The organism is Azohydromonas sp. (genome assembly GCF_035325925.1).
Classification (GTDB): Bacteria; Pseudomonadota; Gammaproteobacteria; order Burkholderiales; family Burkholderiaceae_C; genus Calidifontimicrobium.
In genome coordinates, this window is the sequence record NZ_DAOKZA010000009.1 from 42,525 (window position 1) to 66,171 (window position 23,647).

Consider the following 23,647-nt stretch of genomic DNA (forward strand, 5'->3'; position numbering starts at 1 on the left):
TGCGCCATGCGCAAAACTGCGTAGCGCCGCGGCCGTGCCGGCGCGCATACTGCGCCGGCGCCGACGATGAACGTGCCCGAGCCCGCCGCTGCCCGACGCCGCCGCTGGCGCCGCGCGCTGCCGTGGGCGGCGCTGCTGGCGCTGCTGGGCGTCGCGCAGTCGCTGCTCGTGTGGCTGACGCTGAACTACGAGGCCACGCGCGCGCAGGACGAGACCGACACCTTCGCCGCCGAGTCGGCCGCCGCGGTGCGCGGCGAGTTGCTGCGCGCGATGCAGACCGTGCAGTCGCTGCCCTGGTCCGCACCGTCGCCCGCGCAGTGGCTCGCCGACGCCTCGGCGCTGCTGCGCACGCGGCGCGACCTGCTGCGCGTCGAGCACCGCGACGCCGCGCTGGCGGTGACCGCGGCGGTCGACTCTCCGTACGGCCCGCCGCTGTTCGGCGTGTTCGCGCGCGAGCAGATGAGCGTCGAGGCCGAGGCCGCGTGCATCGCGGCGCGTCGCGTGGCCGCGCCGCAGTTCTCGCACAGCTACTTCGTGCCGCTGCCCGGTGGCCTCGGCGTCGAGGTGATCGACGTGTGCGTGCCGGTCGCCGGCGACGACACGCAGCTGGTGGCCACGCTGTCGCTGGCCGGCGTGCTCGAGCGCGCGCTCGGCCCCGGGCAGCTGCACGCGCACGAGGTGAGCCTGGTCGAGGGCGACGGCACGCGGCTGGCGCGCGTCGGCCCGCTGCGTGGCGCCGGGGTGTACCGCGCCGACCGCGTCGTCGACCTGCCCGGCGTCACGCTGCTGTTGCGCGCCGACGGCGTCGCCGGCCCCCCGCGGCTGATCCCGAACCTGACGCTGGCGCTGGTGCTGGGGCTGTCGGCGGCGCTGTTCGGCGTCGTGCTGCTGCTCGCCCGCGACGTGCGCCGCCGCGCCGAGGCCGAGGGCGCGCTGGCCGAGGCGCTGGCGTTCCGCAAGGCGATGGAGGACTCGCTGTCGACCGGGCTGCGCGCGCGCGACCTCGCCGGTCGCATCACCTATGTCAACCCGGCGTTCTGCGCGATGGTGGGCTTCGACGCCGCCGAGCTGATGCGCGCCGAGACGCCGCCGTACTGGCCGCCCGAACACGCCGTCGAGTACGACCGGCGCCAGCGCGTGCGCCTGGCGGACCCGGCCGCCGCGGGCGACACGCGCGAGGGCCACGAGACGGTGTTCATGCGCCGCAGCGGCGAGCGCTTCCCGGTGATGATCTACGAGGCGCCGCTGGTCGACGGCCAGGGGCGGCACGCCGGCTGGATGAGCGCGGTGCTCGACATGAGCGCGCAGCGCCGCGTCGAGGACCTGTCGCGCCAGCAGCAGGAACGCCTGCAGGCCACGGCGCGGCTGGCCACCGTCGGCGAGATGGCGTCGCTGCTGTCGCACGAGCTGAACCAGCCGCTGGCGGCGATCGCCAGCTACGCCAGCGGTTCGCTGAACCTGCTCGACGACGCCGCGCCGGCCGGCGCCGGCGGTGAGCTGCGCGGGCTGCTGCGGCAGGCGCTGCAGCGCATCGCCGAGCAGGCCGAACGCGCCGGCCGCGTGATCAAGAGCGTGCACGACTTCGTGCGCCGGCGCGAGCACGCGCACGAGGCGCTGCGCGTCGACCAGCTGATCGACGCGGTGCTGCCGCTGGTGCGGCTGCAGGCGCGCAAGAGCGGTGCGCGCATCGAGCTCGACCTGCCGCAGCCGCCGCCGCGCGTGCGCTGCGACCGCACGATGATCGAGCAGGTGCTGCTGAACCTGACGCGCAACGGCATCCAGGCGATGGAGACCGACACCCCGCTGGCGCAGCGCGTGCTGACGTTGCGCGCGCGGCAGACGCACGAGCGCTGGGTCACGTTCAGCGTCGTCGACGCCGGGCCCGGCATCGCCCCCGCGGTGGCGCAGCGGCTGTTCACGCCGTTCTTCACCACGCGCCGCGAGGGCATGGGGCTGGGCCTGAGCCTGTGCCGCACGGTCATCGAGCAGCACGGCGGCGCGCTCGACTTCGGCGACCGCGCCGACGGCCCCGGCACCGAGTTCCGCTTCACGCTGCCGGCCGACCGCGGCGCGCCGCGCACCCCGGCCGACGGCGGGGCGGACGCCGCGCCGGCCGGCGTGGCGTCCGCCCCGCCGTCGGCTTGACCGATACTTTCGGCATGACGCCTGCTGCCGCGCCGGCCGGCCTGCCGATGGTGTACCTCGTCGACGACGAGGACGTCGTGCGCGACGCGCTGGCCTGGCTGCTGCGCTCGCGGCGGCTGCTGTCCGAGGGGCACGCCAGCGCCGAGGCCTTCGAGGCGATGCTCGACGCGCTGCCGCCGGCCACGCGCACCGACTGGCCGCGCGCGCCGTCGTGCCTGCTGCTCGACGTGCGCATGCCGGGCCTGAGCGGGCTCGCGCTGTTCGACCGCCTCGTCGAGCGCGGGCTGACGCCGGTGCTGCCGGTGATCTTCCTCACCGGCCACGCCGACGTACCCACCGCGGTGGCCGCGGTCAAGCGCGGCGCCTTCGACTTCGTCGAGAAGCCGTTCTCCGACAACGCACTGGTCGACCGCGTCGAGCAGGCGCTGGCCGCCAGCGCAGCGGCGATCGCGGCGCGCCGCCGCCTTCAGGCGGTGCAGCGCGCGGTCGCCGAGCTCACCGACCGCGAGCGCGACGTGATGCACCTGGTCGTCGCGGGGCGGCCGAACAAGCTGATCGCCGACGCGCTGGACATCAGCGTGCGCACCGTCGAAGTGCACCGCGCGCGCGTGTTCGACAAGATGAACGTCAGGTCGGCGGTCGAACTGGCCAACCTGCTGCGCGAGCCCGGCGCCGAGTCCTGAAGCGACGGAGGCAGGACCTCACCGGGCGTCGCGCAGCTCGCGGCGCAGCACCTTGCCCACCGGCGTCTTCGGCAGGTCGGCGCGGAACTCGATCACCTTCGGGCGCTTGTAGCCGGTGAGGTTGGCCTCGCAGTAGGCACGCACGTCGGCCTCGGTGAGCGCCGGGTTGCGCTTGACGATCACCACCTTCACGGCCTCGCCGGCCTTGGTGTCGGGCACGCCGATGGCGGCGCACTCGAGCACGCCGTCGAGCTGGGTGATGACGTCCTCGACCTCGTTCGGGTAGACGTTGAAGCCCGACACCAGGATCATGTCCTTCTTGCGGTCGACGATGCGGAAGTAGCCGCGCTCGTCGACGACGCCGATGTCGCCGGTGCGGAAGAAGCCGTCGGCGGTCATCACCTTGGCCGTCTCGTCGGGGCGCTGCCAGTAGCCGGCCATCACCTGCGGCCCGCGGATCGCGATCTCGCCCGGCGCGCCCTGCGGCACCTCGGCGCCCGCGTCGTCGAGCAGCTTGATCTCGGTGCCGGGCAGCGGCAGGCCGATGCTGCCGGTGAACGCGTCGCTGTCGACGGGGTTGCAGGTGGCCGACGGCGAGGTCTCCGACAGCCCGTAGCCCTCGACGATCGGGCAGCCGGTCTTCTCGAGCCACAGCCGCGCGGTGGCCGACTGCACCGCCATGCCACCGCCGACACTGATGCGCAGGTGGCTCCAGTCGACCTTGCCGAAGTCGGGGTGGTGGGCGATCGCGTTGAACAGCGTGTTCACCGCGGGGAAGCTGTGGAAGCGGTGCCGCGACAGCTCGGCGAGCAGCGCCGGCAGGTCGCGCGCGTTCGGGATCAGCAGGTTGCATCCGCCCGTGCGCATGCCCAGCATCATGTTCGCCGTGAAGCCGAAGATGTGGTACAGCGGCAGCGCGCACACGGTGACGATCTGCTCGCCGGCCGGGACCTTCTTCAGCGCCGGCTGGTACCAGGCCTCGGACTGCAGCACGTTGGCGACGAGGTTGCGATGCAGCAGCACCGCGCCCTTGCTGACGCCGGTGGTGCCGCCGGTGTACTGCAGCAGCGCGATGTCGTCGGGACCGATGTCCGGCGTCGTGTGGCGCAGCCGGCGGCCGCGCGCGACGACGTCGTTGAAGCGCAGCGCGCCGGGGATCGCGTGCGCCGGCACCAGCTTGCGCACGTTGCGCACGACGTGGTTGACCAGCGCGCCCTTGAACCGGCCGAGCAGGTCGCCCATCGACGCGACGACCACCTTCTTCGTCGGCACCGCGTCGAACACCTGCTGCAGCGTGGCGGCGAAGTTCTCGAGGATCACGATGGCCTTCGCCCCCGCGTCCTTGAGCTGGTGCTCGAGCTCGCGCGGCGTGTACAGCGGGTTGACGTTGACCACCACGCCGCCGGCGCGCAGGATGCCGGCCACCGCCACCGGGTACTGCGGCACGTTGGGCAGCATCACCGCGACGCGGTCGCCGCGCTCGATGCCCTGCGACTGCAGCCAAGCGGCGAAGGCCTGCGACAGCGTGTCGACCTCGCCGAAGCGCATCGAGCGGCCCATGTACCTGTAGGCGCACAGGTCGCGGTGGCGGCGGAACGCGTCCTCGAGCAGCGCCACCAGCGACGGATAGCCATCGGTCCTGATCTCGGCCGGCACGCCTGCGGGGTACTGCTTGAGCCAGGTCTTGTGCATCGCGCTGCGCTCGGGGGACGGGCGATTCTGACGGAACGCTGACAGCGCCAGCATCAGGGGATTCGATAGCGGCGCCGGCGTGCCCGCACGCCGGCGCCGCCCCGGGGGCGTTCAATGCATGTCGATCGTCAGCACGCCGTCGGCCTGGCGCCACTGCAGCCGGCCGAGCACGTCCATGCCCAGCAGCGGACGGTCGCGCAGGCCGTCGAGCGCGACCACGCGCAGCGCGCGCGCCTGCACGCCGCCGTCGAGCACGACGTCGACGCGCACCAGCTGCCCGGTCACCGGCCCGCCGGCGGTGTGCGAGCGCACCTGGCCGATCGGCGTCAGGCCCAGGCGAGAGGCCAGCGACGCGGGGATCGCCGTGCTCGTCGCGCCAGTGTCGACGAGGAAGTCGACGGCCACGCCGTCGATCGTGCCCGGCCAGTGGTAGTGGCCGTCGCGCGCGCGGCGGATCTCGATCACGCCGCCGGCGGCGCTGAACTGCGTCGCGTTCGCCTGCCGCTGCCACGCCTGCACCGCGACGAACAGCAGCGTGCCCAGCAGCAGCCAGACGGTGACGATCTTCAGCGTGTGCGGCAGTTCGCGCATGCCGCGACAATGCCACGGATCGCCCGCCCGCCGCGGCACGACGCCCAGAAAACCCGCGATGCGCAGCCTGTTCCACCTCGCGTACCACGTGCACGACCTCGACGCCGCGCGCGCCTTCTACGGTGGCGTGCTCGGCTGCCGCGAGGGCCGCAGCACCGCCACCTGGGTCGACTACGACTTCTTCGGCCACCAGTTGTCGCTGCACCTCGGCACGCCGTTCGCGACCAGCGACACCGGCCGCGTCGGTGACCACCTCGTGCCGATGCCTCACCTGGGCGTGGTGCTCGAGCTGGCCGACTGGCGCGCGCTGGCCGAGCGGCTGGTCGCTGCCGGCGCCGACTTCGTGCTGCCGCCACAGGTGCGCTTCGAGGGCCGCCCCGGCGAGCAGTGGACGATGTTCTTCCGCGACCCGTCGGGCAACCCGATCGAGGTCAAGGGCTTCGCGTCGCTCGACGCGGTCTACGCAACGTAGGCGGCCACGGCTTGCTCGATCGCGCCGAACACCGACTGCCCGTCGCGCCTGCGCACCTCGGCGCGCACGCGGTCGCCGAAGCGCAGGTACGCGGTGCGCGGCGCGCCTTGCTCGAGCGCCTCGAGCGCGCGCTTCTCGGCCAGGCACGCGAAACCGCGCGACGCGTCGGCCTGGCTCGCGGGGCCGGCACCCACCACGCCGCCGGCGCCGAGCGCGCGCACCCCGGCGCGCCGCGCGGCGAGCCGCCCGAAGTCGAAGGCCATGCCGTCGGCCGCGTCGACCCGCCCGATGCGCTTGCCGTTGACCGCCAACTCGACGTTCAGGCACACGCGTCCGCGTTGCCACGCGTCGCCGAGCTCGTCGGGCGTCACCGCCACCGGCGCGAACGCGGTGGCCGGGTAGGCACACAGCGGCGCCGCGCCGGGCGCGCCCGCCCCGTGTGGCGGGTGGCGCAGACTCCAGTCGGCGGCCAGCAGCAGCATTCGCACGCCGTCGAGCGCGCGCGCCGCGTCGGCTCCGCGCGCGACGTCGCCGGTCATCGCCACCAGGCCCACCTCGACGTCGATGCCGGCCTGCTCGTCGACGAAACGCGCCTCGTCGCAGGCGCCGAGGAAGTGGTCGCCGGCACCGCGGCGCAGCGCCGGCGCATCGTGCAGGTCGGGCGCGACCTCGACCCCGCGGCCGCGCGCCAGCCGCTCGACATGGCCGGGGTACGCGGCGCCCACCACCCACTGGTGCGCGCGCGGCAGCGGTGCCATGCACTTCGCCGGCTCGAAGGCGAACGCGTGCCGCGCCTTGCCACCGTTGAGCGTGGCGTACAGGTCCTCGAGCTGCGGCGAGACGAAGTTCCAGTCGTCGAGCAGCTGCTGCATGCGCGTGGCGATGCCGGTCGCAAAATGCGCGCTCGCGAGGTCGCGCGAGACGACGACCAGCTGGCCGTCGCGCGAGCCGTCGTGGTAGGTGGCCAGTTTCATGAGCGTGGATGAGGTGTTCGCAGCGGTGAAGGCCACGATTGTCGCCAGCGCAGGACGCGCGCCGTGGTCTTGAACGCCGCCCGGCGCCGCCGCGTCGCGCTGGCCGCGGTGACACTCGGTGCGGCGGCGCTGCACCTGGGGCTGCTGCGCGGCGTCGTACCGGCACCGGCACCGGCACCGGCACCGGCGCCGGCGTGGCGACTCGCGTCCGCCGTCGAGGTGCGCTCGCTGCTGTCGGCGCCGATCGACGCCGACGCCACCGCACCCGACGCGCCCGGCGCCGCCGACCCCCCCGCGGCCCCGCCGCCGCGCGCCGCCGCGGCGCGCCCCGCCGTGCCGCCGCCGCGGGCGCGCGCGGCGCAGCCGCCCGCCGCGCCGCGGCGCGTCGCCACGCCGGCCGACGCCGCAACGGTCGGACTCGACGCGCCGCAGTCCGCCGTGCACGCCGAGCCAGTGGCGGTGCCGGCCGCGCCCGACCCCGCGGAGACGGCACCGGCTGCCGCCGCGCCCGACGCGTCGGCCACCGCGACCGCGCCCGACACCGTGCTCGCCGCCGTGACGCCGGCCGCGGCCGCCCCGGCGGCGGCCGAGCCTGCGCCGGTCTACGCGACGCGGCTTCCGCCGTCGTTCCAGTGGCGCTACGCGCTGCGCCGCGGCATCCTGTCCGGCAAGGGCGCGCTCGCCTTCCAGCGCGACGCGCAGCGTTACACGCTGACGCTCGAAGGCAGCGTCGGCGGCCTGCCGCTGCTCGAGTGGAACAGCCAGGGCGGCTTCGACGACGCCGGCATCGCACCCGATCGCTTCGTGATCCGGCAGGTCGGGCGCAGCGCCCGCGCGGCGAACTTCCAGCGCGCCGCCGGCAAGATCAGCTACTCGGCGGTCGAGACGCAGCACCCGCTGCCGGCGGGCGCGCAGGACCGGCTGAGCTGGGTCGTGCAGATCGCCGGCGTCGTCGCCGCGGCACCCGAGCGCCACGCACGCGCCGGCGCACAGGTCGTGCTGATGGTCAGCGGCGTGCGCGGCGACCTCGCGCCGTGGACCTTCGTCTCGCAGGGACTGCGCCGCGTGCAGACCGCCGACGGCGAGGTCGACGCGGTCGAGCTGCGCCGCGAGGCGCGCCACGCGTTCGACACGCGCGGCGAGGTCTGGCTCGACCCTCAGCGCCACCACCTGCCGGTGCGGCTGGTGCTGAGCACGATCGGGCGCCAGGGCGAGGTGACCGACGCGCTGACGCTGGACCTCGAGTCGACCGCGCCGCGCTGAGACCCGCGCCCGCCGCCGAGCGGGCTTGATTCCCGCGCCGGCGGCCGCATCTGGGTTGCGAAGGGTTCAGGAAGGCCCGCCATGCAGATGCTCTACAACTCGGACCAGTTCGCCGTCGTGCAGTTCGACGTGCCGGCCGCCAGCGACGACGCGTCCGGCGGCGCGCCCGCGCGCGGCGGTTACGAGATCGTCGACAAGCTCGCGCGGCGCGAGATCTTCATCGACGGCGTGCTGGCGCAGCGTTTCCGCGCCGGCGTCGACGCGCTGATCGAACGCGAGCCGTCGGTCGAGGCGATCGACGACTTCATCGCCGGCTACACCCAGCTCGCGCAGCAGCCGGTCGTGCTGCACTGACTCGGGGCAGGGCCGCCACGGCCGCGCGCCTGGCGACGCCCCGCGGCGTGCCGGCGGCGCGTGACGGGGTTCACGACCCGCGGGCCGTGACGCTCAACGCCCCCGCGCCACCGCCGATACCGCAGCGATATGGCTGCGTGGTCCGGCTCGATCCACCTGCAGACCGGCGACGCGCTGACCATCGGCGCGCTGCTGGTCGCCGCGCTGTTGGTGCTGGTGCTGGTCACGCTCGTGCGCGACCGCCGCCGCGCGCGCCAGACGGCGTCGCTGGCCGCGTCGCTGCAGGACGCCAACGACGAGCTGCACAAGCTCGCCTACCGCGACGCGCTGACCGACCTGGCGAACCGCGTGCAGTTCGACACGCTGCTCGACCGCGCGGTGCGCCGCTGCGACGACCACGGTGGCGCGCTGGCGGTGCTGCTCGTCGACCTCGACGCGTTCAAGCCGGTCAACGACACCTTCGGCCACGCCTGCGGCGACGAGGTGCTGCGCGAAGTCGCGCGCCGGCTGGGGGCCGCCGGCGGTGCGGCAGTCGGCGCGGCGCGCGTCGGCGGCGACGAGTTCCTGCTGCTCGTCGACGGCGACCGCGACGCCGCCGCCGCGCTGGCGCAGCGCGTGCTCGGCGCGCTGGTCGCGCCGATCGCCGCGGCCGGCCGCGAGGTGCACGTGTCGTGCTCGATCGGCATCGCGCTGTACCCGGTGCACGGCTCGCGCCCGACGCTGCTGGCACGCGCCGACGCGGCGATGTTCGCCGCCAAGCGTTCGGGCGGCGCGACCTACGCGATCTTCGAGCCGTCGATGGAGCCCGACATCCGCGGCCACCTCGACCTCGCGCGCGACCTGCGCCGCGCGATCGACGCCGGCCAGCTCGAGCTGCTGTACCAGCCGAAGATCGACGCGCGCAGCGGCCAGGTCACGGCCGCGGAGGCGCTGCTGCGCTGGCACCACCCGCAGCGCGGGCTGGTCAGCCCGACGGTGTTCGTGCCGATCGCCGAACGCCACGGGCTGATCGCCGCGCTCGGCCACTGGGTCATCGAGGACGCCTGTCGACAGGCGCGCGCCTGGCGCGACGCCGGGCTGCGCATGCGCGTGGCGATCAACCTGTCGGCGTACCAGCTGCGCCGCGAGGACCTGGTCGACAAGCTGCTCGACGCGCTGTCGCGCCACGGCGTGCGCCCGGCGCAGTTCACCTGCGAGATCACCGAGTCGGTGGCGATGGAGGACACGCTGGTCACCAAGCGCGCCTTCGAGCGCCTCGGCGCGGCCGGCATGCACGTGTCGATCGACGACTTCGGCACCGGCTACTCGAGCCTCGCGTACCTGCGCCAGCTGCCGGTGCAGGAGCTGAAGATCGACCGCAGCTTCGTCACCGACCTCGCGACCAGCGAGGACGCGCGTGCGATCGTCGAGGCGGTGCTGCGCATGGCGCATGCGCTCGGGCTGAAGGTCGTCGCCGAGGGTGTCGAGACGCCGCAGCAGCGCGACCTGCTGGTGGCGCTGGGCTGCGACGAGCTGCAGGGCTACCTGTTCGCCAAGCCGATGCCGGCGCGCGCGCTGACGCTGTGGGCCACCGACGACGGCCCGCTGCCGGCGCCGATCGACTTCCGCGCGTCGCTGTACGCCGAGACGGCGCCGGCGCCGCTTTAGCACACCGCCGCGTCGCGGCAGGCGGCGATCGTTGCCGGGAACCGCGCCGGACTCCCTGCGGTCACGGCGCACGGCCCTTCCTACAATCTCGCGATGCAAGCCGTCGACTACACCCGCGCGCGGGCGCTGCCCGCGCTGCTCGCGCAGCGCATCGTCGTCATCGACGGCGCGATGGGCACGATGCTGCAGCGCCACGCGCTCGGCGAGACCGAGTTCCGCGGCGAGCGCTTCGCCGATCACCCGAAGGACCTGAGGGGCAACAACGATCTGCTGGTGCTCACGCGGCCCGCGCTGGTGCGCGAGATCCACGACGCCTACCTGGGCGCCGGCGCCGACATCATCGAGACCAACACCTTCGGCGCCACCGCGGTCGCGCAGGCCGACTACGCGCTGGCGCACGTCGCACGCGAGATGAACGTCGCCGCCGCGCGGCTGGCGCGCGCCGCCGCCGACGCGGCGGCCACGCCCGACGCGCCCCGCTTCGTCGCCGGCGCCCTGGGGCCGACGCCGAAGACCGCGAGCATCAGCCCCGACGTCAACGACCCCGGCGCGCGCAACGTCACGTTCGACGAACTGCGCGCCGCCTACCGCGAGCAGGCCGAGGGCCTGCTCGAAGGCGGCGTCGACCTGTTCCTGATCGAGACGATCTTCGACACGCTCAACGCCAAGGCGGCGATCTTCGCGCTCGACGAGCTGATGCACGACACCGGCGAGCGCCTGCCGGTGATCGTCTCGGGCACGGTGACCGACGCGTCGGGGCGCATCCTGTCGGGGCAGACGGTCGGCGCGTTCTGGCACTCGGTGCGCCACGCGCGCCCGCTGGCCGTCGGCCTGAACTGCGCACTCGGCGCGGCGCTGATGCGCCCGTACATCGAGGAGCTCGCGAAGATCGCCGGCGACACCTGGATCAGCTGCTACCCCAACGCCGGCCTGCCCAACCCGATGAGCGAGACCGGCTTCGACGAGACCCCCGAGGTCACCGCCGCGCTGATGGAGGACTTCGCGAAGAGCGGCTTCCTGAACATCGCCGGCGGCTGCTGCGGCACGACGCCCGAGCACATCGCGGCGATCCGCGCGAAGGTCGGCACCTACCGCCCGCGCGCGCGCCGCGACCCGCTGTTCACGGCGCTGCTCGATCCGGCGCAGGCCTGAGCGCCGGCAGCTCCAGCTTCACGCGCAGCCACGCCGGCTGCGACGCCGCGACGCTGGTGATGCGCGTCGGCGCCACGCCGCGGCGCACCAGGTGCACGCGCACCTGCGCCGCGCGGCGGTCGGCGAGCACGACGCCGGCGCCGGCGTCGCTGGGCGCGCGCACCACGGCGCGCGCCGACGGCAAGCGCTGCAGGCTGGCGGCGACGCGGTCGAGCACCGCCGCCAGCGCCGGACGCGGCGCGGCCTCGCCGGGGTCGAAGCCGTGCGCCGTCGGCACCTCGACCCACAGCGCGCGGTCGTCGTCGAGCACGACGACCACCGGCGTGCCGCGCAGCGCCTGCGCCAGCGCGCGCTGCTCGCGCTCGAGCGACCACGCCGGCGCCGGGGCGCGGCGCGGCGCGGCCGGCGCCGGCGCGGCGACCTCGGGCGGCGGCACGCCGCGCGGCGGCGTGCCGGCACAGCCGGCCAGCCCCAGCGCCGAGGCGAGCGCGAGTCCGACGCACGCCACCGCGGCGGCGCGGTCGCTGCGAACGCGGGACGTCGGCGACGGCATGCGAAGCATTGGACCGCGCCGCGCGCGCCGCCGCAGCCGGGCAAACGCGTCGATTCGTAACCGCCGCCGGCGCCCGGGTCGCCGCGCGGGCCTAGAATCCGCCCCGCATCCCGAGGAGCGTTGCAACGCCGGCCGGCCACGGCCCCGGCGCCAGGCTCGGGAACCCCGGCGCGGCTGGCGCACCGGATGGCAACGGCGCTCGCCCACCGTTGAAGCTGGCGGTCGCGGCGAGACCGCCGCGGCGCCGGCCCCCGCCGATGCCCGAAGCCGCCTCTGCCCCGACCGCCCCGACCCCGCCACCCGTGGCGCCGATGCGGCTGGCCGGCCTCGAGCCGGTGACCATCGGCGCCGGCTCGCTGTTCGTCAACATCGGCGAGCGCACCAACGTCACCGGCTCGAAGGCCTTCGCGCGGCTGATCCTCGCCGGCCAGTTCGAGCAGGCGCTGGCGGTGGCGCGCCAGCAGGTCGAGGCCGGCGCGCAGATCATCGACGTCAACATGGACGAGGCCATGCTCGACAGCAAGGCCGCGATGGTGCGCTTCCTGAACCTGTGCGCCGCCGAGCCCGAGATCGCGCGCGTGCCGGTGATGATCGACAGCTCGAAGTGGGAGGTCATCGAGGCCGGGCTGAAGTGCCTCCAGGGCAAGGGCATCGTCAACTCGATCTCGCTGAAGGAGGGCGAGGCCGAGTTCCGCCGCCAGGCGACGCTGGTGCGCCGCTACGGCGCGGCCGTCGTCGTGATGGCCTTCGACGAGCAGGGCCAGGCCGACAGCTTCCAGCGCAAGACCGCGATCTGCGCGCGCGCGTACCGCATCCTCGTCGACGAGGTCGGCTTCCCGCCCGAGGACATCGTCTTCGACCCGAACGTCTTCGCGATCGCCACCGGCATCGACGAGCACGCGAACTACGCGGTCGACTTCATCGAGGCCACGCGCTGGATCAAGGCGAACCTGCCGGGCGCGAAGGTCTCGGGCGGCATCAGCAACGTGAGCTTCAGCTTCCGCGGCAACGAACCGGTGCGCGAGGCGATCCACACGGTGTTCCTGTACCACGCGATCAAGGCCGGGCTGGACATGGGCATCGTCAACGCCGGCATGGTCGGCGTCTACGACGAGCTCGACCCCGTGCTGCGCGAGCGCGTCGAGGACGTGGTGCTGAACCGCACGCCGGCCTGCCCACCCGGCGAGCCGCCGATGTCGGCCACCGAGCGCCTGCTCGAGATCGCGGAGGCGGTCAAGGGCGCGGCGCGCGACGACTCGGCGCGGCTGGCGTGGCGCGCGCAGGCAGTCGAGCAGCGCCTGTCGCATGCGCTGGTGCACGGCATCACCGACTTCATCGTCGAGGACACCGAACAGGCCTGGCGCGACATCGAGGCGCGCGGCGGGCGCCCGCTGCACGTCATCGAGGGCCCGCTGATGGCCGGCATGAGCGTCGTCGGCGACCTGTTCGGCGAGGGCAAGATGTTCCTGCCGCAGGTGGTCAAGAGCGCGCGCGTGATGAAGCAGGCGGTGGCGCACCTGCTGCCGTACATCGAAGCCGAGAAGCAGGCGCAGCTCGACGCCGGCGGCGAGGCGCGCGCGCGCGGCAAGGTGGTCATCGCCACCGTCAAGGGCGACGTGCACGACATCGGCAAGAACATCGTCGCCGTGGTCCTGCAGTGCAACAACTTCGAGGTCGTCAACATGGGCGTGATGGTCCCGTGCCAGGACATCCTCGCGAAGGCCAGGGTCGAGGGCGCCGACCTGATCGGGCTGTCGGGGCTGATCACGCCCAGCCTCGAGGAGATGCAGCACGTGGCCGCCGAGATGCAGCGCGACGACTGGTTCCGGCTGAAGAAGACCCCGCTGCTGATCGGCGGCGCCACGACGAGCCGCGTGCACACCGCGGTGAAGATCGCGCCGCACTACGAGGGGCCGGTGGTCTACGTGCCCGACGCGTCGCGTGCGGTGGGCGTGTGCTCGGACCTGCTCAGCGACGAGCGCGGCGCCGCCTTCGTCGCCGAGGTCGCGGCCGACCACGAGCGCGTGCGGCGGCTGCACGCGGCGAAGAAGACCACGCCGCTGGTGTCGCTGGCGGCGGCGCGGGCGAACAAGACGCGCATCGACTGGTCGGCGCACGTGCCGCCGAGGCCGCGCTTCATCGGCCGGCGCGAATTCCGCCACCAGGACCTCGCCGAACTGGCGCGCTACATCGACTGGACGCCGTTCTTCCAGACCTGGGACCTCGCCGGGCGCTTCCCCGACATCCTGCGCGACGAGGTGGTCGGCGCCGAGGCGACGCGCGTGTACGACGACGCCAAACGCCTGCTCGAGCGCATCGTCAAGGGCCGCTGGCTGAGCGCGAACGGCGTGGTCGGGCTGTGGCCGGCGAACACCGTCGACGACGACACGATCGAGCTGTACACCGACGAGCGGCGCGAGCAGGTGCTGCTGCGCTGGTCGCCGCTGCGCATGCAGACCGAGCGCCCGGTGGTCGACGGGGTGCGGCGGCCGAACCGCTCGCTGGCCGACTTCGTCGCGCCGCGCGGCGTGGCGCCCGACCACGTCGGCGTGTTCGCCGTCACCGCCGGCATCGGCGCCGACGAGCACGCGCGGCAGTTCGTCGACTCGCACGACGACTACAGCGCGATCATGGTCAAGGCGCTGGCCGACCGGCTCGCCGAGGCCTTCGCCGAGTGGCTGCACGAACGCGTGCGCAAGGACTTGTGGGGCTACGCCGCCGACGAGCTGCTCACGCACGAGGAGCTGGTGGCCGAGCGCTACCGCGGCATCCGCCCGGCGCCCGGCTACCCCGCGTGCCCCGACCACAGCGTCAAGCGCGCGATGTTCGAGCTGCTGCACGCCGAGCGCATCGGCATGGGGCTGACCGACAGCCTGGCGATGACCCCGGCGGCCAGCGTCAGCGGCTTCTACCTGGCGCACCCCGACGCGACGTACTTCAACGTCGGCCGCATCGGCGACGACCAGCTCGCCGACTGGGCGCGCCGCCAGGCGCTGGGCGAGGACGAGGCGCGTCGGCTGCTGGCGCCGGTGCTGTAGCCGCGCCGCTGCGCGACGGCCCGACCGCCTGCGCGGCGCTCAGGCGCCGGGCAGGCCGCGCCGGTACTGCATCGCCTCGCCGAGGTGGGCCATGCCGAGCCGGTCGACGCCGGCGAGATCGGCGATGCTTCGCGCGACCTTCAGCACGCGGTGCAGGCTGCGCCCCGACCAGCCCAGCCGCTGCGCCGCCTGCTGCACGAAGCGCTGCGCGGCGTCGTCGAGCGCGCAGTGCACGTCGAGGTCGGCCGCGTCGAGCAGCGCGTTGACCTTGCCCTGTCTCGCGAGCGAGCGCTCACGTGCAGTCGCCACGCGCGCGGCGACGACGGCGCTCGGATCGCCCTGCGGCAGCGACAGCAGCTCCGCCGGCGCCACCGCACCGACCTCGACCTGCAGGTCGATGCGGTCGAGCAGCGGCCCCGACAGCCGGCCCTGGTAGCGCGCCACCGCCTCGGGCGTGCAGCGGCACGCCCGCCCGGTGGCGACCCCTGCGCCGAGCCAGCCGCAGGGGCAGGGGTTCATCGCAGCGACGAGCTGGAAGCGCGCCGGAAAGCTCGCCTGGCGGGCCGCGCGCGACACGGTGATGCGGCCGGCCTCGAGCGGCTCGCGCAGCGCCTCGAGGCTCGCGCGGCCGAACTCGACCAACTCGTCGAGGAACAGCACGCCGCCGTGCGCCAGCGAGATCTCGCCGGGCCGCGGCGGCGAGCCGCCGCCGACCAGCGCCACCGCGCTGGCCGAATGGTGCGGCGCGCGCAGCGGGCGTCGGCGCCACCGGCGCGCGTCGAACCCCTCGGCGCCCAGCCCCTGCAGTGCGGCACTGGCCAGCGCCTCGTCGTCGTCCATCGGCGGCAGCAGCCCCGGCAGTCGCATCGCGAGCATCGACTTGCCGCTGCCCGGCGGGCCCACCATCAGCAGGCTGTGGCCGCCGGCGGCGGCGATCTCGAGCGCGCGCTTGGCCGCCGTCTGGCCGCGCACGTCGCGCAGGTCGGGGCCGGGCGAGGGCGCCTCGCGCGCCGGCGCGACCGCCTGCGGCAGCGGCGTCGCCGCGTCGCCCGGCTGCAGCGCGCGCACCACGTCGAGCAGGTGCGCAGCGGCGCGCACGTCGACACCCTCGACCAGCGCCGCCTGCGCCGCGCTCGCCGCCGGCAGCACCAGCGCCCGCCCGGCGCCGGCGCGCCGGTGCGCCAGGGCCAGCGCGACCGCACCGCGCACCGGGCGCAGTTCGCCGGCCAGTGACAGTTCACCGGCGAACTCGGCGCCGGCGAGCCGCTTGGCGTCGACCTGCCCGGCCGCGGCGAGGATGCCCAGCGCGATCGGCAGGTCGAAGCGCCCCGACTCCTTCGGCAGGTCGGCCGGCGCCAGGTTCACCGTGATGCGCTTGTTGTGCGGGAACCCCAGGCCGGCGTGCGCCAGCGCGGCGCGCACGCGCTCGCGCGATTCCTTGACCTCGGTGTCGGCCAGGCCGACCAGCGTGAAGCTCGGCAGCCCGTTGGCCAGGTGCACCTCGACGCGCACCTCGGGTGCGTCGAGCCCGACGAGCGAGCGGCTGTGCACGACGGCAAGCGACATGGCGGCGGCGTCCCCGGCAGCGCTGCCCGCGGCCCCATGCCGCGGGCAGCGCCGCCGCCATTGTGGGCGGCGCGCCCGGCACGCCCGACTCCCCCATCGGGGCCGGTTCGGCACGCACCAGCGGCGTGCCCGAAGGCGCGGTGCACCGCCTCGGTGCACCAACGGCGGGCGCCGTCGCGCGTTGCTGCCCCTGCCGCGCTGCAGCGACCGGCACGACAGAGGTGGCACGGAAGCTGCAGGTGCGTTGTCGTCTTCCCGTCAACCCCCTCACCAGAAGCGGAGTCTGCACATGAAAAAGCCCCTCGTGGCCCTGGCCGCCCTCGCCGTCGTCGGCGCCGCGCACGCCCAACTCTCGGCCAACGTCGCGCTGACCAGCAACTACAAGTTCCGCGGCCAGGACCAGAGCGACAACCGCCCGGCGATCCAGGGCGGCTTCGACTGGACCTCCGGCGGCTTCTACGCCGGCAACTGGAACTCGAGCATCGGCTTCACCGACGCCGGCATCGAGTCCGACCTGTACGGCGGCTACCGCGGCGAGGCCGGCGGCGTGGCCTACGACGTCGGCGTGATCGGCTACCTGTATCCGAGCTTCGGCGACGGCAACACCGTCGAGGTGTACGGCGGCATCACGATCGGCATGTTCACCGCGAAGTACGCGCACACCGTCAGCAAGGGCTACTTCGGGCTGGCCGGCGATCAGGAGGGGCGCGGCACCGGCTACCTGTCGCTCGCCGCCGCGGTGCCGGTCAGCGACGCGGTGACGCTCGACCTCGGCGTCGGCTACACGCGCCTGTCCAGCGACCTGAAGGACGCGATCGGGCTGCCGAGCTTTTACGACTACAAGCTCGGCGCCTCGATGATGCTGCCCGGAGACTTCAAGCTCGGCGCCGCGTTCGTCGGCGCCACCAAGGACGGCGCGAACCAGTGGGGCGACGTGAACAAGGCGCGCTTCATCGTGACGCTGAGCAAGTCGCTCTGAGCGCGCCGCCCCTTCACGAAACCCCGAAAGGAGCAACCATGAAGATGGTGACCGCCGTCGTCAAGCCATTCAAGCTCGACGAAGTACGCGAGGCCCTCAGCGCGATCGGCGTGCAGGGCATCACGGTGACCGAGGTCAAGGGCTTCGGCCGCCAGAAGGGCCACACCGAGCTGTACCGCGGCGCGGAGTACGTGGTCGACTTCCTGCCCAAGGTGAAGATCGAGGCCGCGGTCGAGGACACGCTCGTCGAGCGCGTGATCGAGGCAATCGAGTCGTCGGCTCGCACCGGCAAGATCGGCGACGGCAAGATCTTCGTGGCTGCGCTCGAGCAGGTGGTGCGCATCCGCACCGGCGAGACCGGCAAGGACGCGCTGTGAGCGGCACAACCCACCGAGACATCCCCATGAAGAGACTTCTTGCCATCCTCGCCCTCGGCTCGATGCTGCTGGGCTTCGCGGGCGCGTCGTTCGCCCAGGACGCCGCGTCGGCGGCGGCATCGGCCGTCGAGGCCGCCAGCGACGCCGCGGGGGCACCGGCCGAGGCCGCCGCCCCCGCCGCGGCGAGCGCCGTGCACAAGGGCGACGTCGCATGGATGATGACCGCCACGCTGCTCGTGCTGTTCATGGCCGTGCCGGGCCTGGCGCTGTTCTACGGCGGCCTGGTGCGCGCGAAGAACATGCTGTCGGTGCTGATGCAGGTGATGGTCGTGTTCTCGCTGATCAGCGTGCTGTGGGCCGTGTACGGCTACAGCCTCGCGTTCGGCGGCGAGGGCCTGATCATCGCCGGCTTCGACAAGCTGTTCCTGTCGGGCGTGACGATCGACACTCTGGCCGACACCTTCACCGCCGACGTCAAGCTGCCCGAGTACGTGTTCGTCGCGTTCCAGGCCACGTTCGCCGGCATCACCTGCGCGCTGATCGTCGGCTCGTTCGCCGAGCGCATCAAGTTCTCGGCGGTGCTGCTGTTCTCGGTGATCTGGTTCACGCTCGCCTACCTGCCGATCGCGCACATGGTGTGGGGCGCCGGCGGCTACCTGCTCGACAAGGGCGCGCTCGACTTCGCCGGCGGCACCGTGGTGCACATCAACGCCGGCATCGCCGGCCTGGTGGGCGCGTACATGCTCGGCAAGCGCGTGGGCTACGGCAAGGAGGCGATGCCGCCGCACTCGCTGCCGCTGACGATGGTCGGCGCCGCGATGCTGTGGGTCGGCTGGTTCGGCTTCAACGCCGGCTCGAACCTGGAAGCCACCAGCGGCGCCGCGCTGGCCTTCGTCAACACGCTGCTGGCCACCGCCGCCGCGGTGCTGACCTGGTGCCTCGGCGAGGCGCTGACCAAGGGCAAGGCGTCAATGCTCGGCGCGGCGTCGGGCGCGGTCGCCGGCCTGGTGGCGATCACGCCGGCCTGCGGCACCGTCGGCCCGATTGGCGCGATCGTCATCGGCGGCGCGGCCGGCTTCGTCTGCCTGTGGGGCGTCAACGGCCTCAAGCGCATGCTCGGCGCCGACGACTCGCTCGACGTGTTCGGCGTGCACGGCGTCGGCGGCATCCTCGGCGCGATCCTCACCGGCGTGTTCTCCGCCGCGTCGCTGGGCGGCATCAAGGGCGACGACTACTCGATCGCCTCGCAGGTGCTGATCCAACTCGAGGGCGTGATCATCACCATCGTCTGGTCGGCGGTGGTCGCCTTCGTCGCCTACAAGGTGGTCGACACGCTGATCGGCCTGCGCGTGCCCGAGGAGGAGGAGCGCGAGGGCCTGGACATCACGTCGCACGGCGAGACGGCGTACAGCAAGTAGCGCCACCCGGCGTCGAACCCCGCGGGCCACCTTCGGGTGGCCCGCTGCTTTCGGCGCCCGCGCGCGGGGGGCGCTGCCTACAATCGACGACCCGCCGCCCAGGACACCCGCGATGGTCCCGCACCTCATCACCGCCCTGACCGGGCCGATCAACGAGCTCGAGCAGCGCATGCTCGAGTCGATGCCGGCCATCGAGCGCTGGTTCCGCCTCGAGTGGATGGAGCACACGCCGCCGTTCTACACCTCGGTGGACATCCGCAACGCCGGCTACAAGCTCGCGCCGGTGGACACCAACCTGTTCCCCGGCGGCTGGAACAACCTCACCGACGAGATGCTGCCGCTGGCGGTGCAGGCGGCGATGGCGGCGATCGAGAAGATCTGCCCCGAGGCGAAGAACCTGCTGCTGATCCCCGAGCAGCACACCCGCAACACGTTCTACCTGACGAACGTGCAGCGGTTGATGCAGATCTTCCACCAGACCGGGCTGAACGTGCGCCTGGGCACGCTCGACGAGGAGATCAAGAAGCCGACCAAGGTCGCGCTGCCAGGCGGCAGCGAGCTCACGCTCGAGCCGCTGGTGCGCACGCGCACTCGCCTGGGGCTGAAGGACTTCGACCCCTGCACGATCCTGCTCAACAACGACCTGTCGGGCGGCATCCCGAAGGTGCTCGAGGGGCTGCACGAGCAGTACCTGCTGCCGCCGCTGCACGCCGGCTGGGCGGTGCGCCGCAAGAGCCACCACTTCCGCAGCTACGAGGAGGTGGCCAAGAAGTTCGCCAAGCTGCTCGGCATGGACCCGTGGCTGATCAACCCGATGTACGCGCACTGCGGCAAGGTCGACTTCGCCGAGGGCAGCGGCATCGACTGCGTCAAGGGGCACGCCGAGACGCTGATCGCCAAGGTGCGGCGCAAGTACAAGGAGTACGGGATCGCCGAGAAGCCGTTCGTCGTCGTCAAGGCCGACGCCGGCACCTACGGCATGGGCATCATGACGGTGCGCGACCCGAAGGAGCTCGACGACATCAACCGCCGCACGCGCAACAAGATGAGCGTGATCAAGGAGGGCCAGGAGGTCACCGAGGTCATCATCCAGGAAGGCGTGCCGACCTACGAGCGCATCAACGAGGCGGTGGCCGAGCCGGTGGTCTACATGCTCGACCGCTACGTGGTCGGCGGCTTCTACCGCGTGCACGCCGAACGCGGCGTCGACGAGAACCTCAACGCGCCCGGCGCGGCGTTCGTGCCGCTGGCGTTCGCCGAGGCCAGCCACCTGCCGCGCCCCGGCGAGAAGCCCGGCGCGAGCGCGCCGAACCGCTTCTACATGTACGGCGTGATCGGCCGGCTGGCGATGCTCGCCGCCAGCTACGAGCTCGAGGCCACCGACCCCGACGCCGAGATCTACGAGTAGCCGCGCGTTCGGGCCGCGGGCTGCGCCTTCGCGCGCAGCCGGCGCGCGGCGAGCATCGCGACGCCGACGCCGAATGCCGCCACGGCCGCCGGCGCGTCGCGGCCGCGGCACGCCGCACGCTTGTGCGCGGCGTGCCGCGCCGCCAGAATGCCCGGGCGGCGGGCACGGCCGCGACGTACGCCTCCGCCTTGACCCCCCCGCGCGCCCCGCGCAGCCCCGCCGCCGTCGCCGCCCTCACGCTGGGCGCGCTCGGCGTCGTCTACGGCGACATCGGCACCAGCCCGCTGTATGCGCTCAAGGAGGTGTTCCACGCCGGCCACGTGCCGGTGACGCCTGCGCACGTGCTGGGCATCCTGTCGCTGATCTTCTGGACGATGACGGTCATCGTCTCGGTCAAGTACGTGCTGCTGATCCTGCGCGCCGACAACCACGGCGAAGGCGGGCTGATCGCGATGCTCGCGCTGGCCACCAGCGCGGTGGCCGACAAGCCGCGGCTGCGCCGCGCGCTGCTGGTGGTCGGCATGTTCGGCACCGCGGTGTTCTACGGCGACGGCGTGATCACGCCGGCGATCTCGGTGCTGTCGGCGGTCGAGGGCCTCGAGGTCGCGGCGCCGGCGCTGCACGACGTCGTCGTCCCGGTCACGCTGGCGGTGCTCACCGCGCTGTTCGCGGTGCAGCGCTTCGGCACCGGCGGCATCGGGCGCTTCTTCGGGCCGGTCACGCTGCTGTGGTTCGTCGCGCTGATCGCGCTGGGCGTGCCGCAGGTGGCGGCGAACCCGACGGTGCTCGCGGCGCTGAACCCGCTGCACGCGCTCGCGTTCATCGCCGAGGAACCGCTGGTGGCCTTCGTCGCGCTCGGCGCGGTGGTGCTGACCGTCACAGGCGGCGAGGCGCTGTACGCCGACCTCGGCCACTTCGGGCGGCTGCCGATCCGGCTGGCGTGGTACGGCCTCGTGATGCCGGCGCTGGTGGTCAACTACTTCGGCCAGGGCGCGCTGCTGCTCGCGCAGCCCGAGGCGGTCGACAACCCGTTCTACCGCCTCGCGCCCGAGTGGGCGCGGCTGCCGCTGGTGTTCCTGGCCACCGCGGCCACCGTGATCGCGTCGCAGGCGCTGATCACCGCGGCGTTCTCGGTCACCAAGCAGGCGGTGCAGATGGGGCTGCTGCCGCGCATGCGGCTGCTGCACACCTCGGTGCGCGAGACCGGCCAGATCTACGTGCCGTTCGTCAACTGGGCGCTGTACGGGTTCATCGTGCTCGCGGTGGTGCTGTTCGGCAGTTCGTCGAAGCTGGCCGCGGCGTACGGCATCGCGGTGACGCTGGACATGACGATCACCACGGTGATGACGTTCTTCGTGCTGCGTCACGGCTGGAAGTACCCGCTGGCGCTCGCCGTCGCGGCCACCGGGGTGTTCCTCGCCGTCGACGTCACCTTCTTCGCGTCGAACCTGCTCAAGCTGTTCGCCGGCGGCTGGTTCCCGCTGGTCATCGGCGTGGGCATGTTCACGCTGATGCTCACCTGGATGCAGGGCCGCACGCTGGTGGCCGAGCGGCTGCGCGACGACGCGATCGATCTGCGCGGCTTCCTCGACGCGGTGTTCGTCGCGCCGCCGGCGCGCGTCGGCGGCACCGCGGTGTTCCTCACCGCCGAGGCGGGGCTGGCGCCGAACGCGCTGATGCACAACCTCAAGCACAACAAGGTGCTGCACGCCTACAACCTGTTCGTCACGGTGCGCCACCACGAGGTGCCCTGGGTGCCGGTCGGCGAGCGCGTGCAGGTGCAGCCGCTGGGCCACGACTGCTGGCAGCTCACGCTGGACTACGGCTTCAAGGACGACCCCGACGTGCCGGCCGCGCTCGAGCTGCTGCGCGCCCACGGCGTGCCGCTCGACCCGATGGACACCAGCTACTTCCTGTCGCGCGACATCGTCGTGCCCAGCGTCGCGCGCGGCATGTCGCTGTGGCGCGAGAAGCTGTTCGTCGCGATGCACCGCAACGCCGCGCGCGCCGCCGACTTCCTGTCGCTGCCGCCGAACCGCGTCGTCGAGCTGGGCGCGAAGATCACGCTGTGAGCGCGCGCGACCTCGCGGCCGTCGTCGCTGGCTGCGTCGCCGTGCCCGTCGGTTTCACCCGCTCGGTGGCGATCGTCTGTGCCGCGGCGCAGGCCCCGGGTGCGACGCCGGCAAGGGCCGCGTCGTGGACCCGGACGCTCGGGCCGGGCATGGGGTCGACCGGCATCGGCCTGTCGGTCGCGCACCGCCAGCCGGTGCCCACCGCCTGGTCCACGCCGGGCTGGCGCTGCCGGGCACGATCGCCGGCGCGGCGGCGCCATCGGTGCAACACTACCGCTCCCGCCGCCGAACCCCTGCCGCGCCGCCGTGAACCTGCTCTTCGTCGCCGACCCGCTCGAGGCCTTCAAGGCCTACAAGGACACCACCTTCGCGATGATGCGCGAGGCCGCGTCGCGCGGGCACACGGTGTGGGCCTGCGAGCCCGCCGACCTGGTGTGGCGCACCGGCTCGCGCGTGGTCGCGCGGCGCGCGCGCGCGATCACGCCCACCGGCGAAGCGAAGGCCTGGTTCGCCGTGCTGCAGGAGCGCGAGCTGGCGCTGGCCGACACCGACGCGGTGCTGATGCGCAAGGACCCGCCGTTCGACAGCGAGTACTTCTACGCCACGCACCTGCTCGAGCAGGCCGAGCGCGAGGGCGCGCGCGTGATCAACCGGCCGCGCGCGCTGCGCGACCACCCCGAGAAGCTGGCGATCATGGAGTTCGCCGATTACATCGGGCCGACGCTGGTCACGCGCGACGCGCGCGCGATCCGCGCGTTCCACGACGAGCACCGCGACATCATCCTCAAGCCGCTCGACGGCATGGGCGGCATGGGCATCTTCCGCGTCGGCCCCGACGGGCTCAACCTCGGCGCGATCACCGAGACGCTGAACCGTCACGGCGCGGTCACCGTGATGGCGCAGAAGTACCTCACCGAGATCGTGCACGGCGACAAGCGCGTGATCGTGATCGACGGCGAACCGGTGCCGTACAGCCTGGCGCGCATCCCGCAGGGCAGCGAGATCCGCGGCAACCTGGCGGTCGGCGGCAAGGGCGTCGCGCAGCCGCTGAGCGAGCGCGACCGCGAGATCGCGCTCGGCGTCGGCCGCGTGCTGGCGCAGCGCGGCATCGTCTTCGCCGGCCTCGACGTGATCGGCGACTGGCTCACCGAGATCAACGTCACCAGCCCGACCGGTTTCCAGGAGATCGCGCAGCAGACCGGCTTCGACGCGGCCAGGCCCTTCGTCGACGCGGTCGAGCGCGTGGCGGCCGCGCCGCGCTGA

Annotated in this window: 19 protein-coding genes and 1 riboswitch; of the genes, 14 read left to right on the forward strand and 5 right to left on the reverse strand. The window is 73.4% G+C overall.

Translation table 11 applies throughout. From position 1 onward, the window contains the following. The first annotated feature begins 66 nt into the window (after positions 1–66). Together PKC53_RS05110 and PKC53_RS05115 are read left to right on the forward strand one after the other, a co-directional pair. On the forward strand, positions 67–2,145 hold the full coding sequence (locus tag PKC53_RS05110) for an ATP-binding protein (RefSeq protein WP_324426983.1): 2,079 nt from the start codon (positions 67–69) through the stop codon (positions 2,143–2,145). 14 nt (positions 2,146–2,159) lie between these two features. Continuing rightward, complete coding sequence (locus PKC53_RS05115) at positions 2,160–2,828, forward strand: response regulator (RefSeq protein ID WP_324426985.1); 669 nt, start codon at positions 2,160–2,162, stop codon at positions 2,826–2,828. Positions 2,829–2,846: 18 nt separating this feature from the next. Here PKC53_RS05115 and PKC53_RS05120 read toward each other — a convergent pair whose 3' ends face one another. Together PKC53_RS05120 and PKC53_RS05125 are read right to left on the reverse strand one after the other, a co-directional pair. Beyond that, a complete protein-coding gene (locus tag PKC53_RS05120; protein ID WP_324426987.1) occupies positions 2,847–4,520 on the reverse strand; it encodes a long-chain-fatty-acid--CoA ligase in 1,674 nt (557 codons plus the stop codon). Between the two features lie 111 nt (positions 4,521–4,631). Further along, complete coding sequence (locus tag PKC53_RS05125; RefSeq protein ID WP_324426989.1) at positions 4,632–5,111, reverse strand: retropepsin-like aspartic protease; 480 nt, start codon at positions 5,109–5,111, stop codon at positions 4,632–4,634. Positions 5,112–5,169: 58 nt separating this feature from the next. Between PKC53_RS05125 and PKC53_RS05130 the strand changes: the two genes are divergently transcribed. Then, positions 5,170–5,583 (forward strand): VOC family protein, encoded by a 414-nt coding sequence (locus tag PKC53_RS05130; RefSeq protein WP_324426991.1) that lies wholly within the window; start codon positions 5,170–5,172, stop codon positions 5,581–5,583. On the opposite strand, the gene PKC53_RS05135 is transcribed toward PKC53_RS05130, so the two are convergent. Then, complete coding sequence (locus PKC53_RS05135; RefSeq protein WP_324426993.1) at positions 5,571–6,557, reverse strand: fumarylacetoacetate hydrolase family protein; 987 nt, start codon at positions 6,555–6,557, stop codon at positions 5,571–5,573. The genes PKC53_RS05130 and PKC53_RS05135 overlap by 13 nt on opposite strands. 63 nt (positions 6,558–6,620) lie before the next feature. On the opposite strand from PKC53_RS05135, the gene PKC53_RS05140 reads away from it, so the two are divergent. The 4 genes from PKC53_RS05140 to PKC53_RS05155 all read left to right on the forward strand — a co-directional run bounded on the left by PKC53_RS05140 (position 6,621) and on the right by PKC53_RS05155 (position 10,973). Next, positions 6,621–7,820: a DUF3108 domain-containing protein gene (locus tag PKC53_RS05140; RefSeq protein WP_324426995.1), complete on the forward strand. Its 1,200-nt coding sequence runs from the start codon at positions 6,621–6,623 to the stop codon at positions 7,818–7,820. A gap of 81 nt (positions 7,821–7,901) precedes the next feature. Then, a complete protein-coding gene (locus tag PKC53_RS05145; protein ID WP_324426997.1) occupies positions 7,902–8,174 on the forward strand; it encodes a DUF3567 domain-containing protein in 273 nt (90 codons plus the stop codon). A gap of 129 nt (positions 8,175–8,303) precedes the next feature. Next, positions 8,304–9,821 carry a bifunctional diguanylate cyclase/phosphodiesterase gene (locus PKC53_RS05150; protein ID WP_324426999.1) on the forward strand — a complete coding sequence of 506 codons (1,518 nt, stop codon included), beginning with the start codon at positions 8,304–8,306 and terminating at the stop codon, positions 9,819–9,821. A gap of 93 nt (positions 9,822–9,914) precedes the next feature. Then, positions 9,915–10,973, forward strand: coding sequence for a homocysteine S-methyltransferase family protein (locus PKC53_RS05155; RefSeq protein WP_324427001.1), 1,059 nt, complete (start codon positions 9,915–9,917; stop codon positions 10,971–10,973). On the opposite strand, the gene PKC53_RS05160 is transcribed toward PKC53_RS05155, so the two are convergent. Further along, positions 10,942–11,526, reverse strand: coding sequence for a hypothetical protein (locus PKC53_RS05160; protein WP_324427002.1), 585 nt, complete (start codon positions 11,524–11,526; stop codon positions 10,942–10,944). The genes PKC53_RS05155 and PKC53_RS05160 overlap by 32 nt on opposite strands. Positions 11,527–11,632: 106 nt before the next feature. Next, positions 11,633–11,734: riboswitch (S-adenosyl-L-homocysteine riboswitch) on the forward strand. Between the two features lie 103 nt (positions 11,735–11,837). Between PKC53_RS05160 and metH the strand changes: the two genes are divergently transcribed. After that, positions 11,838–14,564, forward strand: coding sequence for a methionine synthase (gene metH, locus PKC53_RS05165; protein WP_324427004.1), 2,727 nt, complete (start codon positions 11,838–11,840; stop codon positions 14,562–14,564). 39 nt (positions 14,565–14,603) lie between these two features. On the opposite strand, the gene PKC53_RS05170 is transcribed toward metH, so the two are convergent. Beyond that, positions 14,604–16,130 (reverse strand): YifB family Mg chelatase-like AAA ATPase, encoded by a 1,527-nt coding sequence (locus PKC53_RS05170; protein ID WP_324427006.1) that lies wholly within the window; start codon positions 16,128–16,130, stop codon positions 14,604–14,606. A 289-nt stretch (positions 16,131–16,419) separates the two neighbouring features. Here PKC53_RS05170 and PKC53_RS05175 point away from each other — a divergent pair, with 289 nt between their 5' ends. From PKC53_RS05175 to gshB, 6 genes are all read left to right on the forward strand, one after another. Beyond that, positions 16,420–17,109 carry a TorF family putative porin gene (locus tag PKC53_RS05175; RefSeq protein ID WP_324427008.1) on the forward strand — a complete coding sequence of 230 codons (690 nt, stop codon included), beginning with the start codon at positions 16,420–16,422 and terminating at the stop codon, positions 17,107–17,109. Between the two features lie 38 nt (positions 17,110–17,147). Then, positions 17,148–17,486 (forward strand): P-II family nitrogen regulator, encoded by a 339-nt coding sequence (locus tag PKC53_RS05180; protein ID WP_324427010.1) that lies wholly within the window; start codon positions 17,148–17,150, stop codon positions 17,484–17,486. Between the two features lie 26 nt (positions 17,487–17,512). Further along, a complete protein-coding gene (gene amt, locus PKC53_RS05185; RefSeq protein ID WP_324427012.1) occupies positions 17,513–18,904 on the forward strand; it encodes an ammonium transporter in 1,392 nt (463 codons plus the stop codon). A 112-nt stretch (positions 18,905–19,016) separates the two neighbouring features. Then, the gene (gshA, locus tag PKC53_RS05190) at positions 19,017–20,312 is read left to right on the forward strand and encodes a glutamate--cysteine ligase (RefSeq protein WP_324427014.1); all 1,296 of its coding nucleotides are present in this window, start codon (positions 19,017–19,019) and stop codon (positions 20,310–20,312) included. Between the two features lie 188 nt (positions 20,313–20,500). Continuing rightward, positions 20,501–22,384: a potassium transporter Kup gene (locus PKC53_RS05195; RefSeq protein ID WP_324427016.1), complete on the forward strand. Its 1,884-nt coding sequence runs from the start codon at positions 20,501–20,503 to the stop codon at positions 22,382–22,384. A gap of 306 nt (positions 22,385–22,690) precedes the next feature. After that, positions 22,691–23,647: a glutathione synthase gene (gene gshB / locus PKC53_RS05200; protein ID WP_324427018.1), complete on the forward strand. Its 957-nt coding sequence runs from the start codon at positions 22,691–22,693 to the stop codon at positions 23,645–23,647.

Bases quoted from the DNA above. Each gene is read 5' to 3' on its own strand.
- PKC53_RS05110 (WP_324426983.1), top strand. From the start codon at position 67: ATGAACGTGCCCGAGCCCGCCGCTGCCCGACGCCGCCGCTGGCGCCGC.
- PKC53_RS05115 (WP_324426985.1), top strand. From the start codon at position 2,160: ATGACGCCTGCTGCCGCGCCGGCCGGCCTGCCGATGGTGTACCTCGTC.
- PKC53_RS05120 (WP_324426987.1), bottom strand. From the start codon at position 4,520: ATGCACAAGACCTGGCTCAAGCAGTACCCCGCAGGCGTGCCGGCCGAG.
- PKC53_RS05125 (WP_324426989.1), bottom strand. From the start codon at position 5,111: ATGCGCGAACTGCCGCACACGCTGAAGATCGTCACCGTCTGGCTGCTG.
- PKC53_RS05130 (WP_324426991.1), top strand. From the start codon at position 5,170: ATGCGCAGCCTGTTCCACCTCGCGTACCACGTGCACGACCTCGACGCC.
- PKC53_RS05135 (WP_324426993.1), bottom strand. From the start codon at position 6,557: ATGAAACTGGCCACCTACCACGACGGCTCGCGCGACGGCCAGCTGGTC.
- PKC53_RS05145 (WP_324426997.1), top strand. From the start codon at position 7,902: ATGCAGATGCTCTACAACTCGGACCAGTTCGCCGTCGTGCAGTTCGAC.
- PKC53_RS05150 (WP_324426999.1), top strand. From the start codon at position 8,304: ATGGCTGCGTGGTCCGGCTCGATCCACCTGCAGACCGGCGACGCGCTG.
- PKC53_RS05155 (WP_324427001.1), top strand. From the start codon at position 9,915: ATGCAAGCCGTCGACTACACCCGCGCGCGGGCGCTGCCCGCGCTGCTC.
- PKC53_RS05160 (WP_324427002.1), bottom strand. From the start codon at position 11,526: ATGCCGTCGCCGACGTCCCGCGTTCGCAGCGACCGCGCCGCCGCGGTG.
- metH (WP_324427004.1), top strand. From the start codon at position 11,838: ATGCGGCTGGCCGGCCTCGAGCCGGTGACCATCGGCGCCGGCTCGCTG.
- PKC53_RS05170 (WP_324427006.1), bottom strand. From the start codon at position 16,130: ATGTCGCTTGCCGTCGTGCACAGCCGCTCGCTCGTCGGGCTCGACGCA.
- PKC53_RS05175 (WP_324427008.1), top strand. From the start codon at position 16,420: ATGAAAAAGCCCCTCGTGGCCCTGGCCGCCCTCGCCGTCGTCGGCGCC.
- PKC53_RS05180 (WP_324427010.1), top strand. From the start codon at position 17,148: ATGAAGATGGTGACCGCCGTCGTCAAGCCATTCAAGCTCGACGAAGTA.
- amt (WP_324427012.1), top strand. From the start codon at position 17,513: ATGAAGAGACTTCTTGCCATCCTCGCCCTCGGCTCGATGCTGCTGGGC.
- gshA (WP_324427014.1), top strand. From the start codon at position 19,017: ATGGTCCCGCACCTCATCACCGCCCTGACCGGGCCGATCAACGAGCTC.